General features: G+C 70.8%; 14 protein-coding genes. 5 read left to right on the top strand and 9 right to left on the bottom strand.

Features of this window, described 5'->3' with window-relative positions; all coding sequences use genetic code 11:
• Positions 1–3: 3 nt before the first annotated feature.
• Positions 4–825 carry an SURF1 family protein gene (locus tag LO931_RS07735; RefSeq protein ID WP_229052725.1) on the top strand — a complete coding sequence of 274 codons (822 nt, stop codon included), beginning with the start codon at positions 4–6 and terminating at the stop codon, positions 823–825.
• Complete coding sequence (locus LO931_RS07730) at positions 822–1,193, top strand: DUF3817 domain-containing protein (RefSeq protein WP_229052723.1); 372 nt, start codon at positions 822–824, stop codon at positions 1,191–1,193. Before LO931_RS07735 ends, LO931_RS07730 begins: the two co-directional genes overlap by 4 nt.
• 24 nt (positions 1,194–1,217) lie before the next feature.
• Here the strand turns inward: LO931_RS07730 and LO931_RS07725 are convergent, their stop codons facing one another.
• Both LO931_RS07725 and LO931_RS17555 read right to left on the bottom strand, forming a co-directional pair.
• Positions 1,218–1,997, bottom strand: coding sequence for an enoyl-CoA hydratase/isomerase family protein (locus LO931_RS07725; RefSeq protein ID WP_229052721.1), 780 nt, complete (start codon positions 1,995–1,997; stop codon positions 1,218–1,220).
• Positions 1,994–2,116, bottom strand: a complete 123-nt coding sequence (locus LO931_RS17555; RefSeq protein WP_255657798.1) for a hypothetical protein — start codon at positions 2,114–2,116, stop codon at positions 1,994–1,996. The genes LO931_RS07725 and LO931_RS17555 overlap by 4 nt, the downstream gene beginning before the upstream one ends.
• Positions 2,117–2,216: 100 nt before the next feature.
• On the opposite strand from LO931_RS17555, the gene LO931_RS07720 reads away from it, so the two are divergent.
• Both LO931_RS07720 and LO931_RS07715 read left to right on the top strand, forming a co-directional pair.
• Positions 2,217–2,741: a peptidylprolyl isomerase gene (locus tag LO931_RS07720; protein WP_229052719.1), complete on the top strand. Its 525-nt coding sequence runs from the start codon at positions 2,217–2,219 to the stop codon at positions 2,739–2,741.
• A 117-nt stretch (positions 2,742–2,858) separates the two neighbouring features.
• The gene (locus LO931_RS07715) at positions 2,859–3,599 is read left to right on the top strand and encodes a rhomboid family intramembrane serine protease (protein WP_229052717.1); all 741 of its coding nucleotides are present in this window, start codon (positions 2,859–2,861) and stop codon (positions 3,597–3,599) included.
• A 73-nt stretch (positions 3,600–3,672) separates the two neighbouring features.
• Here LO931_RS07715 and LO931_RS07710 read toward each other — a convergent pair whose 3' ends face one another.
• Entirely contained in the window at positions 3,673–4,119 is a 447-nt protein-coding gene (locus tag LO931_RS07710) for a cell division protein CrgA (RefSeq protein WP_229052715.1), read from the bottom strand.
• Between the two features lie 114 nt (positions 4,120–4,233).
• Between LO931_RS07710 and LO931_RS07705 the strand changes: the two genes are divergently transcribed.
• The gene (locus LO931_RS07705; protein WP_229052712.1) at positions 4,234–4,962 is read left to right on the top strand and encodes a DUF881 domain-containing protein; all 729 of its coding nucleotides are present in this window, start codon (positions 4,234–4,236) and stop codon (positions 4,960–4,962) included.
• 33 nt (positions 4,963–4,995) lie between these two features.
• Here the strand turns inward: LO931_RS07705 and pknB are convergent, their stop codons facing one another.
• From pknB to LO931_RS07675, 6 genes are all read right to left on the bottom strand, one after another.
• Positions 4,996–6,708, bottom strand: coding sequence for a Stk1 family PASTA domain-containing Ser/Thr kinase (gene pknB, locus LO931_RS07700; protein WP_229052710.1), 1,713 nt, complete (start codon positions 6,706–6,708; stop codon positions 4,996–4,998).
• 64 nt (positions 6,709–6,772) lie between these two features.
• Positions 6,773–8,242 (bottom strand): penicillin-binding protein 2, encoded by a 1,470-nt coding sequence (locus LO931_RS07695; RefSeq protein WP_229052708.1) that lies wholly within the window; start codon positions 8,240–8,242, stop codon positions 6,773–6,775.
• Positions 8,239–9,624, bottom strand: a complete 1,386-nt coding sequence (locus tag LO931_RS07690; RefSeq protein WP_229052706.1) for an FtsW/RodA/SpoVE family cell cycle protein — start codon at positions 9,622–9,624, stop codon at positions 8,239–8,241. The genes LO931_RS07695 and LO931_RS07690 overlap by 4 nt, the downstream gene beginning before the upstream one ends.
• A complete protein-coding gene (locus tag LO931_RS07685; RefSeq protein ID WP_229052704.1) occupies positions 9,621–10,910 on the bottom strand; it encodes a PP2C family serine/threonine-protein phosphatase in 1,290 nt (429 codons plus the stop codon). The genes LO931_RS07690 and LO931_RS07685 overlap by 4 nt, the downstream gene beginning before the upstream one ends.
• 8 nt (positions 10,911–10,918) lie before the next feature.
• Entirely contained in the window at positions 10,919–11,410 is a 492-nt protein-coding gene (locus LO931_RS07680; RefSeq protein ID WP_229052702.1) for an FHA domain-containing protein, read from the bottom strand.
• Positions 11,410–12,132, bottom strand: a complete 723-nt coding sequence (locus LO931_RS07675) for a DUF3662 and FHA domain-containing protein (RefSeq protein WP_229052700.1) — start codon at positions 12,130–12,132, stop codon at positions 11,410–11,412. Before LO931_RS07675 ends, LO931_RS07680 begins: the two co-directional genes overlap by 1 nt.
• Positions 12,133–12,224 lie beyond the last annotated feature (92 nt).

The following is a 12,224-nucleotide window of genomic DNA, read 5'->3' as shown; positions in this document are numbered from 1 at the left end:
CCCGTGCGCCGCGACAGCACGTTCCGCCTGTGGGTGCGGCCCCCCATGTGGGGGCTGCACGCGCTGGCAGTCGTCGCGGCGGTCATCTGCTTCGTCGGTGGCTCGTGGCAGTTCGGCGCGTACGACCAGCGCCAGGAGAACGAGCGTGCCGACCGGCAGGAGGTGCCGACGGTGCCGGTCGCCGAGGTCTGGACGCCGGGCGACCCGTTCCTCGACACCATGAACCACCGACCGGTCACGGTCACCGGCACGTTCGCCCCCGCTGACGAGCAGCACTGGGTCTCCGGACGGGTCACCGACGGCACCGACGGGTACTGGCTGCTGACCCCGCTGCTGCTCGACGGCGCCGACGACACCGCGCTGCTGGTCGTGCGGGGCTTCAGCCCCGAGGCGGGCGAGCTCCCGGAGCCGCCCACCGGCGAGCAGTCGATGCGGGTCGTGCTGGAGCCTGGGGAGCCGGCCGACCCGGGCGACACCACCTCGGGTGCCGACGCCGTCGTCATCGCGGCGGTCCGGGTGCCGTCGCTCGTCAACGAGCTGCCCTACGCGCTCTTCCCCGGGTTCGGCATCTCGACCTCGACCGAGGTGGCCGGAGGTCTCGCGCTGGCCGACGTGCCGCAGCCGGAGGTCTCCTGGACCGTCGGCATGCGCAACCTCGCGTACTCGATGCAGTGGTGGGTCTTCGGGCTCTTCGCGCTCTTCATGTGGTGGCGCATGGGGCGCGACGTCGTGGCCAACGAGCGCGCCCGGCGTGAGCGCGGCTCGGCTCCGGCGGACGACGCGGAACCCGTGCGTTCCGACCCGGTCGATAGCCTGACCTCGTGAGCGAGAACCCCGGATCCCCGTCGGAGCAGCACAGCACTCCCGGCATCCTGCGCGCCTACCAGGTCGTCGCGACCGTGGTCGGTCTCAACCTGATCTTCGTCATCACGGCGGCCGTCGCGCAGCGCGTCACCGATCCGACGTCGTGGTGGAACCTGAACGAGGACCTGATCTTCACGATCGACCAGGTGCACGGCGTGCTGTTCATGGCGCTGCTGGTGCTCATCGCGATCATCGCCAGCCGCTACCGGTGGCAGCCGAAGATGACGATCACGACGATGCTGCTCGCGACCATCCCCGTCGTCAGCTTCTGGGCCGAGCGCCGCACGACCCGCGTCGTGCAGGCCGGCACCCCGGCCTCCGCCAGCTGAGAGGGTCCCCCCCGCCACGGCCTTCTAGCGGCCGTTGAACGTGGCCTTGCCGGGGCCGTTCTCCAGGAACGAGACCATGCCGCCGTGGAGGTCCTCGGTGTCGAACAGCTCGGCGGCGATCGCCGTGGTGCCGGTGTTGGTGGACGCCAGCCCCTCGGTTTCGAGCAGGCGCAGGATCTGCTTCGCGGCGCCGAATGCCTTGGTCGGGCCGACGGCCAGGTGCTCGGCGAACGCGAGGACCTCGGAGTCGAAGTCGTCGCCGTCGAGAACGCGGTTGACGACGTTCCAGCGCTCGAGGGTGGCGGCGTCGTAGAGGTCGCCCGTGAAGACGAACTCCTTCGCCCGCGCCACACCGGCGCGCGCTGCGAACCGCTGCGTGCCACCCATCGTGGGGGTCAGGCCGATGACCCGCTCGACCAGGCCGAACTTCGCGCGCGGGGAGGCCAGCAGCACGTCGCACGCCAGGGCGACCTCCAGCGCCCAGGTCAGCGTCAGACCGTGGGCGGCGAAGATCGTGGGCACGTCGAGCGCCGCGAAACGGTCGGGCAGCTCCATCATGCGGTCGTAGAGCGCCTTGGTGTCGGCCTTGGTCTTGCGCGCGAAGAACTGCGCGACGTCGACACCGCCCGACACGAGCTTGCCCTCGGCCCGCACCACGACGGCGCGCGGCAGGTCGGCCTCGATCGCGTCCAGCGCGGCGTCGAACGCGTCGTGCATCTCCAGCGAGTAGAGGTTCACGCCGCCGTCGGTGAAGGTGACGACGGCGACCCCGCCCTCCCGAGTGACGGTGACCTGCGGGCTCATCGGACGTCCGCCGGGTCGTAGACGCCGCCGGCGTCAGCGGTGGCGAGACGGAACACGGCGGCGACGAGCGCTGCGGCGGCCAGGAGCAGCAGCGCACGTCGCGGGCGGGAGGAGATCATGACGCCAACCTACCGACGGGACGCGCCCGTGGACCGAGTCGGCGCGTGATTGGTGTGACGTGGGAGAATAGCCGCGTACTTCCCCCCCGAAAGGACACACGTGGCCGCCCAGCTGATCGCGACCCTGCACACCAACCTCGGCGACGTCCCCGTCGAGCTCTTCGCGAACCATGCGCCGGCGACGGTGGAGAACTTCGTCGGGCTTGCCGAGGGCACCAAGGAATGGGTCGATCCCAACTCCGGTTCGGTGAGCACCGAGCCGTTCTACGACGGCCTGACCTTCCACCGCATCATCTCCGGCTTCATGATCCAGGGCGGGTGCCCGCTCGGCACCGGCACCGGTGGCCCGGGGTACACGTTCGGTGACGAGTTCCACCCGGAGAAGAAGTTCGACCGTCCCTACCTGCTGGCCATGGCCAACGCCGGTCCGGGCACGAACGGCTCGCAGTTCTTCGTGACGGTCACGCCGACCCCGCACCTGAACCGCAAGCACACGATCTTCGGTGAGGTCACCGATCCGGAGGGCCAGAAGATCGTCGACGCGATCGCGGCCGTCCGCACCGATGGCTTCGACCGCCCGCTCGAGCCGGTGACGATCGAGAAGGTCAGCATCACCCGCGCGTGAGCGTGACCGATCGTGAGTAGCCCGTCCGTCTGTTACCGGCACCCGGACCGGGAGGCCTACATCTCGTGCCAGAGGTGTGAGCGCCCGATCTGTCCGGAGTGCATGAGGGACGCCTCGGTGGGTTTCCAGTGCCCGGAGTGCCTGGCGAAGGGCGCCAAGGCCGTTCGTCAGCCGCGCACCGTGGCCGGGGGTGCGATCCCCGGCCGCGAGGGCGCGGCGACGATGAGCCTCATCGGCATCAACGTCGTGGTGTACCTGCTCAGCACGCTCCCGGCGCTGCGCGAGCTGGAGATCTACGGCTCGCTCATCGGCCAGCCCGTCATCTACGACGGCGTCGTGGTCGAGGGAGTCTCCGGCGGTGAGTACTGGCGGCTCCTGACGTCGGCGTTCCTGCACGCCGGCTTCCTGCACCTGGCGTTCAACATGCTGGGGCTCTACTTCTTCGGGGCGTTCCTCGAGAACATCCTCGGCACGGCGCGGTTCGTGGCGTTCTACCTCGCCTCGGCCGTGTTCTCCGGTGCCGTCGTCTACCTGCTCTCCGACCCGCGCAGCGTCACGGTCGGGGCGTCCGGCGCGGTGTTCGCGCTGCTCGGTCTCGCGCTGGTCATGCTGCTGAAGGCGCGCCAGGACGTCCGCACGCTCGTGGTGCTCATCGCCATCAACGCGGTGCTGAGCCTGCGCGACGGCATCAGCTGGCAGGGACACCTCGGCGGGTTCGTCGCCGGCGTGCTGTTCGGTCTCGCGCTCTCGGTGGCCCCCCGCGGCAAGGGCGCGATCGCCCAGACCATCGGCGTCGTGCTGCTCGTCGTGCTCGCCGTCGCGATCGCCGTGCTCCGCACCCTGTCCCTCGACATCTGACCGAGCACACTTTTCCACAGCCTTCTCCCCACATGTGGAGAGTTACACCGGTGTAAGTCGCGCCGTCAGGCGCTCACTCCCACTTGGTCGCGAAGCCGAACGCCGCGACGATGAAGCCCATGCCGATGACGAGGTTCCAGTTGCCGAGGTCGGTGATGACCGGCAGGTCCACGTCGGTGTTGGAGATCGTGTAGAACGTCACGATCCACAGCAGCCCGATGAGCGCGCTGGCGATCATGAGCTGCGGGGCGTAGCGCCAGCCGAGGGTCGCACCGGGCTCCGGCTCGGGGGCCGTGCCCGAGGCGACGAACGAGGCGACGAGCACGAGCACGCCCGCGATGGCCCAGTTCCAGTTGCCGAGGTCGGTGATGGCCTGCGGCACCTCGGGTCCGGGCAGGTTCGTGTCGAGCTTCCAGAACAGCCACATGATCGCCCAGCCGGCGCCGAGCAGGCCCAGGAGGATCGCGGCCGGGTGCCACCAGCCGCCGCGGATACGGGATGTCGACGGGGACTTGCTCACGGGGTACCTCGGTCTCGGTGGGCGTGCGGCGTGGGTCGGGCCGGGCTCCGGCACCTCCGCTAGCGTAGTCACTGCGGAACAGGGTGTCCCGCAGGGGCACTCGAGGAGGTCGACGTGGCGGTGTCGGTGCGACCGGGCGCGTGGCGCATCGGTGCGCTGTGCGTCAGCGTCCTGGCCGGTTACGCCTTCGTCTCGAGCGCCGTCACCTCGCAGGGCTCCGACCTGCGTCCCGCGGGTGGCGACATCGCGACCCTGCTGCAGGACCGTGCCCGTGAGGTCGAGCTCAAGCGCTCGTCCGCCTCCTCGCTCGAGGACCAGATCGCCGGACTCTCGGCGGCGGTCGGCGCTCCCGAGCTCGACCAGCTGCTCGCCTCCGGCGACGCCGCGGCCGCACAGGCCGGCATGGTCGAGCTGCAGGGCTCAGGGCTCCGCATCACGCTGACCGACGCCCCGCGCTCGGCCGACGCCAGCGCCACCGATCCGAACCAGCTGGTCGTGCACCAGCAGGACATCCAGGGCTTCGTCAACGCGATGTGGGCCGGCGGCGCCCGCGCGGTGACGCTGCAGGGTCAGCGCCTCGTGTCGACCTCGGGCATCAAGTGCGTCGGCAGCACGGTCGTCGTCGACGGCGTCCCGTACTCCCCGCCGTACGTCATCGAGGCGATCGGCACGACGTCACGCCTGCAGAACGCGCTCGACGAGTCCTCACAGGTCGAGGTCTACCGCGAGTACGTGCGCAAGTTCGGCCTGGGCCTGTCGACCGAGGTCGACGGCACGATCACCGCACCCACGTACACGGGTCAGGTCGACCTGCGCCACGCCACGGTCCCCACCGCCGGCTGAGCACGGGCGTCGCGCCCAGCCGGACGGCTGGGGTCAGCCTGCGTCGGTGTCGGTGCCCGGGTCACCGACCGCCGCCGCGACGGTCAGGGCGATCGAGGAGTCGGGCGAGACCCGGCTGCCCGGGCTGAGCGACTGCTCGAGCACGGTTCCGGGCGGATCGGTCAGCGTGGCCTCGGTCTGCTGGGCGATCTTCGCCGGGTCGAACCCGGCGGTCGTCAGCGTCGAGATCGCCGTGGCGACGTCCATGCCCGTCACGTCGGGCACCTGGATCTGACCCTTCGACACGATGAGCGTCACGGTCTGCCCCGGCAGCACGGAGGTGCCGGCGGGCGGGTTCGACTGGATGACGGTGTCCTTCTGCTGCTCGGAGTCGCGGTCCTCGCGTGTGACCTGGAGCCCCTGGGCCTGCAGGTTGGCGGCGGCCTGGTCGTAGGTGAGGTCGCGGACGTCCGGCATGTCGAAGGGTTCGGGCCCGGTGCTGACGATCAGCGTCACCTCGGTGCCCTCGTCGACCGTCTCGCCGGCCTCCGGGTCGGTACCGATGACCTGGCCGGCCGGCACGGTGGCGTCGGCCCGCTCCTGCGGCTCGGCCGAGACGGTCAGACCGGCCTCGGTGAGGCGGCCCGTGGCGGCGTCGACGGTCTGCCCCGCCGTGTCGGGGATCTCGACGGTCGGGGTGGCGGCCGGTTCGGGCTCGGTGAGCTTCCAGATGCCGAACGCGGCGCCGGCGAGCAGCAGCACGACGAGCGCGCCGATGGCCCACCACTTGCCCTTGCCGCCCGACTCGTCCTCGTCGACGGCACGGCGAGCGCCCGGCTCGCGCGGTGCGGCGACGGCCGGAGCGACCTGCGTGGCGCCGACGGGCGGCACGGTCGTGGTGGGTGCGTCGACCCGCTGGCCGGCGATGGCTCGCTCGATGTCGCGGCGCATGTCGCCGGCCGACTGGTAGCGGTCGTCGACCCGCTTGGCCAGCGACTTGGCGACGATGTGGTCGATCGACATGGAGACGTCGGGGTTGAGCTGCGACGGGGGTCGCGCCTCCTCGCGGACGTGCTGGTACGCGACCGACACAGGGCTGTCGCCGACGAACGGCGGGCGACCCGTGAGGAGCTCGTAGAGCAGGCAGCCCGTCGAGTAGATGTCGCTGCGGGCGTCGACGGTCTCGCCGCGCGCCTGCTCGGGCGAGAGGTACTGCGCCGTGCCGATGACGGCCGCGGTCTGCGTCATCGCGGACGAGGCGTCGGCGATGGCCCGGGCGATGCCGAAGTCCATGACCTTGACCTGGCCCGACGGCGTCAGCATGACGTTCGCGGGCTTGATGTCGCGGTGGATGATGCCGGAGCGGTGGCTGTAGTCGAGCGCCGCCAGGATGTCGGCGGTGATCGTCATCGCGCGCTCGGGCAGGATCTTGCGCCCGTCGCGCAGGACCTCGCGCAGGGTCTGGCCCTCGACCCGCTCCATCACGATGTAGGGGATCGAGGTGCCCTGCTCGTTCGGGGCCTCGCCCGTGTCGTAGACCGCGACGATCGAGGGGTGGTTGAGCGCGGCGGCCGACTGCGCCTCACGACGGAACCGCTCCTGGAAGGTGGGGTCCGAGGCCAGGTCGGGTCGCAGCTGCTTGACCGCGACCGTGCGCCCGAGGCGGAGGTCCTGGCCGATCCGGACGTCGGCCATGCCGCCGCGGCCCAGCACGTCACCGAGCTGGTAGCGGCCGCCGAGCAGGGCCGAGCTGTCGGAATCCGTCATGAGGACACTCTCCCAAAGTCGAGGGCGATTCGGGCCGAAGCCACGAGGTCACGAAGTGGTGGGGTCATGGCGCGAGCAACGCCTCCATGACCGACCGGGCGATGGGGCCGGCGAGGCGGCCGCCCGAGATGTCGTCGGTGGCCTCCGCGGACTCGACCATGACCGCGACGGCGACCTGCTGGTCCCCGGACGTCGCGAACGAGGCGAACCACGCCAGGTTCGGGAGTCCGTTGCCGCGCTGGGCCGTGCCGGTCTTGCCGCCGACCTCGACGCCGTTGATGCGGGCCGACGACGCGGTGCCGCTCTGCACGGTGCTGATCATCATCTGCTGCATCATCGTGGCGTGATCGGGGGTCAGCGCGGTGCTGTACTCCTCGCCGTCACCCGCGTCGTCGAGGACGCGCAGGCTGGGATCGCGGACGGTCTGCACGACGTAGGGCTGCATCACGACGCCGTCGTTGGCGATGCCCGCGGCGACCATGGCCATCTGCAGCGGGGTGGCCGCGACCTCGTACTGGCCGATGCCGGTCTGCGCGAGCTGCGGCAGCTCGAGCTCGGTGCCCTCGGTCGTGAAGCGGCTGGCGTTCGACGCGATGCTCTCGATGACGCGGTCGCCGAAGCCGAACTTCGCGGCCTGCTCGTCGAGCGCGCCCTGACCGATCTGCGTGGCGAGCGAGCCGAACGAGACGTTGCAGGAGACGTTGAGGGCCCGCTCGAGCGTGATCTGGTCGCCGCCGCAGTTGCCGCCGCCGGAGTTCGGCAGCGTGTACTCGATGCCGGGGAAGGCCAGCTCGGAGCCGCCCTGGACGACCGAGCCCGGGTTCAGGTCGAGCGTCTCGAGCGCCGCTGACGCGGTGACGAGCTTGAACGTCGAACCGGGCGGCTGGATCTCCTGCGTGGCCCGGTTGAGGAGGGGGTTGGCCGGGTCGTCGTTGAGCGTCTGCCAGGCCTGGTTGACGGCCGGGAAGTCGTGCGAGGCCAGGGCGTTCGGGTCGTACGACGGCTGCGAGACCATCGTCAGCACCGCACCGGTCGTGGGGTCGAGCGCGACGACCGAGCCCTTCGTGCCCGGAGGCAGCGCGGCAAGGGCCGCGGCCGCGGTCTGCTGGCCCGCGCCGTCGATGGTCAGCTCGACGCTGCCGCCCTTGGGCTGCTTGTTGGCGATCAGGTCGACGACGCGGTTGACGAAGAGGCGGTTGTCGCTGCCCGACAAGAGCGGGTTCTCGGTGTCCTCGATCGCCGAGCGCCCGTACGTGTAGGAGAAGAACCCGGTGAGGTGCGCGTACAGCGGACCGTTCGGGTAGGTGCGCAGGAACTCGAACTGGTCGTCGGACGGGACGCTCTCGGCGACCGGCTCGCCGCCGACGAGGATCGCGCCGCGCTCGCGCGCGTACTCGTCGTCGATGACGCGCTTGTTGTTCGACTTGGCGTTGAGGTCGCCGGCCTGCACGTACTGCACGTAGGTCGCGTTGCCCATGAGGGCCACGAACAGCACCAGGCAGGCGACGGCGAGCCGTCGGATGGGGGTGTTCACAGCTTCACCACCTGCGTCGCCTCGTCCTCGCCGACGGTCTGCACGGCGGGCGCCGGGCGACGGGTCTGGTCACTGATGCGCAGCAGGATCGCGATGATCGCCCAGTTCATGACGATCGACGACCCGCCTTGTGACAGGAACGGTGTGGTGAGGCCCGTCAGGGGGATCAGGCGGGTGACGCCGCCGATCACGACGAAGACCTGCAGCGCGAGCGAGATCGCCAGGCCCGCGGCGAGCAGCTTGCCGAAGGCGTCGCGGCACGTCAGCGAGATGCGGAGGCCGCGCTCGACGATGAGCCCGTAGATCAGCAGGATCGCCATGAGCCCGGTCAGGCCGAGCTCCTCGCCCATCGAGGCGGCGATGAAGTCGGAGTAGCCGAACGGGGTGATCTCGGGGCTGCCCTGCCCCCAGCCGCGCCCGAGCAGCCCGCCGTGGGCGAGTCCGTACAGCGCACTGATGACCTGGAAGTTCTGGTCGGGGTTGTCGAAGGGGTGCAGCCAGACGTCGAACCGCGCCCGGACGTGACCGAACTGCAGGTAGCCGAACCACGCCCCGAGCACGAAGAGCAGGCCGCCGACGAAGATCCAGCCGGGGCGCTCGGTCGCGATGAAGAGCAGCACCACGAACAGGCCGAAGAACAGCAGCGACGAGCCGAGGTCGCGCTGCAGCACCAGCACGCCGATGCTGACGAGCCAGGCCGCGATGATGGGCCCGAGGTCGCGACCGCGGGGCAGGTCGATGCCGATGACGCGGCGTCCGGCGAGCGCCAGGGCCTCGCGCTTCTCGGCAAGGTAGCCGGCGAAGAAGATGGCCAGGCAGATCTTGGCGGCCTCGCCGGGCTGGAAGCTGAACGGTCCGAGCGAGATCCAGATGCGGGCGCCGCGGATGTTCTCGCCGATGCCCGGCACGAGCGGGAGGATCAGCAGCACGACGGCCGCGAGGCCGAAGCTGTACGTCAGCGTCTGCAGTCGGCGATGGTCGCGGATGACCAGCAGCACGATCGCGAACGCGACGAGGCCGAGCGCGGTCCACATGAGCTGGTTCGGCGCGAGGGACGCCCAGCTGTCGCGGCGCTCCTCGTAGCCCAGGTCGATGCGGTAGATCATCGCGAGTCCGAGGCCGTTGAGGCACAGCACGAGCGGCAGCAGCACCGGGTCGGCGTACGGGGCGAACCGCCGGATCAGGAGGTTGGCCGCCACGGCGACGGCGATGAGCGTGACGGAGAGACCGACGACGCCGGCGGGCACGCGACCCTCGGCGCCGAGCCCGACGGCGCAGTAGGCGAAGATCGCCAGGCCGACGGCCATGACCGTCAGGACGAGCTCGGCCCCGCGGCGCTTGCGGGGGACCCAGGTGGCCTCGCTGCTCACGGAGCTGCTCACGGGGCCACCGTCGTCCCGGGCGCGAGCGGGGTCTCGGTGGGGACGGCCGGGGTCGGGGTCGGCGTGGTGGTCGGGTCGGGCACGACGTCCTCCCGGAGGTCGCGCACGATCTGCTCGGCGTCGGCCAGGTCGGTGGCCTCGATGCCGTCGCGGATCTGACCCTGCTGGAACGAGGGCAGGGAGTCGACCTCGACGTCGGAGGTGGACTCCAGGTGGCGGAGCGTGATGAAGGGCAGGTCGGCGTCGACGCCACGGTAGATCGCCACGCTGCCGTCGCTCTCGCTGACGAAGTACTGGTCCTGTGTCCACTGGTAGGCGTACCAACCGGCGGCGCCGACGGCGACCAGGAGCACCACGAGTGCGGCGCCCCAGCGGGCGAAGCGCCAGCGCGAGGGGGCCAGCGGTGCGTAGCGCAGCTCCTCGGGGTCGGCCGAGAAGCTGGCGGTGGAGTCGTGCACGTCGACCGTGGCGCCGCGACGGGGCTGCGGCGACTCGGCGGCGGCGCCGACGAGCTGCGGGACGCCGTCGGCGCACGCGAGCTCGGACTCCTCGTCGAGGGTGTCGGCCGCGACCATCTCGCCGATCACGACGGTGACGTTGTCGGCGCCGCCACCCTCCAGGGCCAGGCGCACGAGCTCGGTCGCGGCGACGTCGATCGACGCCGAGGCGAGGGCCCTCGTGATCGCCTCGTCCTCGACCATGTCGGAGAGGCCGTCGCTGCACAGCAGGTAGCGGTCGCCGAGCTGGGGCTGCAGCCAGGAGTAGTCGGCCTCGAAGTCGTCACGACCGAGCATGGCTCGCAGCAGCAGCGAGCGATGCGGGTGGTGGCGGGCCTCCTCACGGGTGATGCGGCCCTCGTCGACCAGGCTCTGCACGAACGTGTGGTCGGCGCTGAGCTGGGTGAGCCGCCCCTCGCGCAGCCGGTAGGCCCGGGAGTCGCCGACGTGGCCGACCGCGAACTTCTCGCCGTCCCACAGCATCGCCTCGATCGTGGTGCCCATGCCCTCGACGGCGGGGTCGGCCTGGATGAGGTCGCCGAGGCGGCGGTTGGCGGCGTCGACGGCGTCGTTGAGGTGCGTCAGCGCGTCGCCGCCACGGTCGTCGTCGACCGCGCGGATGATCGTGACCGCCTCGGACGAGGCGAGGTCACCGGCGGCGGCGCCGCCCATGCCGTCGGCGAGCAGCAGCAGGTGCGAGCTGGCGTAGCCCGAGTCCTGGTTGTTCGACCGGCGCAGGCCGACGTCGGTGAGCGCGGTGTAGCGCAGCGCGAGGCCAGTGTTCGACACGGCGGCCGTCACTTCCGCAGCTCGACGATGGTCTTGCCCATGCGGACCTGCACGCCCAGCGTGATCGCCACGGGGCTCGTGACGCGCTGGCTGCCGATGAAGGTGCCGTTGGTCGAGCCGACGTCCTCCACGAACCACTCCGCGCCGTTGGTCGCGAACCGCGCGTGGCGGGTCGAGACGTAGTCGTCGTCGAGGCGGATGGCGGCGTCGGTGCCGCGGCCGAGCAGGATCGGCTGGTCACCCAGCGGGACGCTCTGGCCGGCATTGGGACCGTCGACCACGTAGAGCAGGCTCGCCTTGCCGCGCTGCGGGCGGCGCGTCTTGGCGGCCTTCGGCTTGGGGGTGGGCCGCGCCGTGCGGGGCGCGACGCGGGCCTCGGGCGTCTCGGGTGCCTTGGTGCCGAAGATGTCGGTGCGGATGACCGAGACCGCCGAGAGCACGAAGATCCAGAGCACGGCGAGGAAGCCGAGCTTGATGAGGGTCAGGGTCAGCTCCGACATCAGGCTTCACGCTCCGAGAGTCGGACCACGACGGTGGTGTTGCCGAGCCGGATCTCCGACCCGTCGGGGACGGTCGCCGACGAGACGCGGTGACCGTTGAGGACGACACCGTTGGTGGAGCCGAGGTCGGCCACGGTGATCTGCACCGTCTCACCCGTGTCGTGGATGCGCAGCTCGCAGTGCCGCCTCGAGATGCCCGGGTCGTCGATGCGCAGGTCCGACTCCGAGCCGCGGCCGATGACCAGGCCGGGCGGGGTCAGGGGGTGGCGCTGTCCGCCGATCTCGAGGTAGGCCTCGGCGCGGCGGGCGGCCGAGTCGCTCATCTTGGCGCCGGCCGCAGGGCGGACGGACGCGTTGGTGCGGCTGCGGACGCGGAAGCGGCCGGTGCCGAGCTCGGGGGCCTGGACGAACTCGATCGTCAGGCCACCGGCGAGCGTGTAGCGCTGCTCGTGGACGTGCTCGCGCACCAGGGTGCTGAGCTCGCCCGTGAGCGTCTCACCGAACGGGACGAGTCGTTCGTGATCGCTCGGCGAGAGCTCGACCGTGAAGTCGTTCGGCACGAGCCGACGGTCACGGGAGAGGATCTGTGCGGAGTTGTCGATCTCGCGCTGCAGGGCTGCAGCGATCTCGACGGGCTGGACAGCACTGCGGAACGCCCGGGCAAAGGCGCTCGTGACGACGCCCTCGAGCCGCTGCTCGAACCGCTGAAGAACTCCGGCCATGTCTCCCCCTTTCCGCAAGTAGGTCGTGCACCTCCGTCGATCGTATCGACTCCAGGTCTGTGACGCCTCGGGCCGGTGCTAGACTCGGTCTC

Source organism: Aeromicrobium sp. Leaf350 (genome assembly GCF_916858655.1).
Lineage (GTDB): Bacteria > Actinomycetota > Actinomycetes > Propionibacteriales > Nocardioidaceae > Aeromicrobium.
Note: the sequence above shows the minus strand (reverse complement) of the source record. Positions and strands in the feature narration are given on the sequence as shown.

Coding starts and splice junctions, on each gene's coding strand:
- LO931_RS07725 (WP_229052721.1), bottom strand. CDS start 1,997: ATGAGCCCGCAGGTCACCGTCACTCGGGAGGGCGGGGTCGCCGTCGTC.
- LO931_RS07680 (WP_229052702.1), bottom strand. CDS start 11,410: ATGTCGGAGCTGACCCTGACCCTCATCAAGCTCGGCTTCCTCGCCGTG.
- LO931_RS07675 (WP_229052700.1), bottom strand. CDS start 12,132: ATGGCCGGAGTTCTTCAGCGGTTCGAGCAGCGGCTCGAGGGCGTCGTC.
- LO931_RS17555 (WP_255657798.1), bottom strand. CDS start 2,116: ATGATCTCCTCCCGCCCGCGACGTGCGCTGCTGCTCCTGGCCGCCGCA.
- pknB (WP_229052710.1), bottom strand. CDS start 6,708: ATGACGGATTCCGACAGCTCGGCCCTGCTCGGCGGCCGCTACCAGCTC.